Source organism: Mycobacterium innocens (assembly GCF_900566055.1).
In the GTDB taxonomy this organism is placed as follows: Bacteria; Actinomycetota; Actinomycetes; order Mycobacteriales; family Mycobacteriaceae; genus Mycobacterium; species Mycobacterium innocens.
In genome coordinates this window covers 1-2,321 of record NZ_UPHQ01000332.1, presented here as the reverse complement: position 1 = coordinate 2,321, position 2,321 = coordinate 1, and the positions used below count along the sequence as shown (strand labels likewise).

The 2,321-nt window shown below is 69.7% G+C and carries 2 protein-coding genes; both read right to left on the bottom strand.

What is annotated here, in order from left to right:
- Positions 1–1,160, bottom strand: a 1,160-nt coding sequence (locus EET03_RS29475; RefSeq protein ID WP_136625794.1) for an HNH endonuclease signature motif containing protein, incomplete at its 3' end; no start/stop codon positions are given.
- 104 nt (positions 1,161–1,264) lie between these two features.
- On the bottom strand, positions 1,265–2,260 hold the full coding sequence (locus tag EET03_RS29470; protein WP_425271574.1) for an ISKra4 family transposase: 996 nt from the start codon (positions 2,258–2,260) through the stop codon (positions 1,265–1,267).
- Positions 2,261–2,321: the final 61 nt, after the last annotated feature.

Below are 2,321 nucleotides of genomic sequence, written 5' to 3'. Positions count from 1 at the left end.
GTGGGCGGGGGTTGGGTTGGTGGGCGTGCCAGCGATCCTGGGCGCAGCGGTCGGCCGGCGTTGTCGGTGACGGTGAGGGCGTCAGCGGGTCCGGTGATGGTGATGAGGCCGCGGTGGTGGCTGCGGTGGTGATACGGGCAGAGCAGCACCAGATTGGCCAACTCGGTGGCACCACCGTCTTCCCAGTGCCGGAGGTGGTGGGCGTGCAGACCACGGGTAGCGCCGCACCCGGGAACCGCGCACGTGCGGTCGCGGTGCTCGAGGGCGCGGCGAAGCCGCCGGTTGATCACGCGGGTCGCCCGGCCGGAACCGATGAGCTGGCCATCACGTTCGAACCAAACTTCACCGGTGGCATCACAGCTCAGGTAGCGGCGTTCGGCATCGGACAGCAGCGGACCCAAATGCAGCGCCGCGGCGCGCTGGGCCACGTCGAGATGCACCACCACCGTGGTGTGTTGCCCGTGGGGCCGGCGGGCCACCTCGGCATCCCATCCGGCCTCCACCAGACGCATAAACGCCTCGACGGCGCCCGGCAACGGCGGCCGCTGATCTGATGCGGCCGCGCCAGTGCCGTGATCCTGCTTGCACTCCGCGATCAGCGCCTCACGATGAGACGCCAGTGCGGCGTCGAACTTCGCCGCGTCGTCGTGCGGAAGTTTGATCCGCCAGCAGCTGAACTCCTCGGTAGAGGTCTTGGTGATCGAGGGCTGCGGTTGCGGCCGAGGATCGGGTTCGGGTCGCGGTTCGAGTTTGACCGCGGTGCGCAGCTGGTTGACCGTGGCGACCCGCGCCAACTGCGCGTAATGCTCATCAGATCCCTGTCCGGCCCGGGCGGCGATGACGCCGAGCTGATCCAGCGACAGCCGACCCTCCCGCATGCCCTGGGCACACTGTGGGAACTCCTCGAGCCGGCGCGCCACGGTGGCGATCGTGTGGGCGTTGCCCGAGGACACCCCGAGCTTCCAGGCCACCAACGCCGCCACCGACCGCGCACCCGTAGCACCGCACAGCTCGTCGCGATCGAGCTCGGCGACGATCTCCACGATGCGTCCATCAATCGCGTTGCGCTGACCGGCCAACTCCGCCAACTCCTCAAACAGCACCTCAAGGCGCTGGCCAGGGCGCGTTGCCGCAGCGCCCAACGATGCGGTCACCGACATACCCCCATCATCGCAGCCGGGTATGACAAATCTCGGCCGCCGGAATCCGCCGGGGTGCGCGTCAGATTTGTAGGTAGTTGTTGTTGATCTTGATATCGGCCTGGTCACGCGGTGGCGGTCTGGTTGTGCGGCTGTGTGCAGATCTGTTCCCAGCGACCGCTGGCGTGCTGGCAGCGCAGGGTGAGGATGCCGGTGGCGCCGGGGATGTTCCAACGCATGCCGGAGAGTTTGAGTCGTTGACCGACGATGGCTTTGCAGCCGGCTTCCACGGTGCCCGAGCCGACGAACATGCCGTGGTCGCGGAAGTAGGCGTAGCGCATGCGGTGGGCGTTGGTTTTGAAATAGGCCAACGCTTTGTCGGTGTCGCGGGCGAGGTCGGCGGTGAGCGCGAGGCGGGTGGTTTCGGTAACGAGGGTTTCGATGTCACCGGTGTCGAGGTCGGCCAGCCGGGCGGTCAGCCAATGCGGGTGCCGCTCGCCGAGGACGGGGGCAAGTCCGGCGGCGAGGTCGTGCAGGTGTTGGCGGGCGTGGTAGATGTCCACGATCGGGGTGGCTTCGGGGGCGACCTGGGTGGCCAGGTTCCAGATCCAGGGGGCGCAGTCGCCGAGCACGACCAGTTGGCGGATGTCATCGGCGCCGCGGCGGCGGGCCTCGGCCGCCACCAGGGTGGCGAACTGGTCGGCGGGGGCGAAACTGGCCAGGTAGCTGGTGGAGTCCTCATCGCGCACCGGTCGGCCGTCGTCGTCGACGGTGGTTTGGGTGAACAGGCGGGCGAGTTTCACCTCGCGGGTATGGGCGCGCCGGTCGCCGCTCTTGCCGGCGCGGCCGGTGGTGGCGGCGGGCGCCATGGGCATGCCGGTGCCGTCGATGGCGAGGTAGAGCTTGTCCGGCGTTTGCGCGCGGTCGGCCGGGGCGGGCAGCACGGCGACCTTGCCGCACGCGATCGCGGGAGCTTCGGCGGTGATGGGCGCCGCGACGGCGGCGCCGTCGGTTTCGGCGGAGCGTTCGATCCGTTTGGCCGACAACCGGATTCCGGCTAGTTCGGCGAGCATGTCGGCGGCGGCGGCGAACGGCTGCGCGGCCGCGGCGCGGGCGGTCATCGAGCGCAGGCCCGGCGACAGCGACGCGCCGGTGACGCCGAGAGCCTCGTCGCGGGCGCGA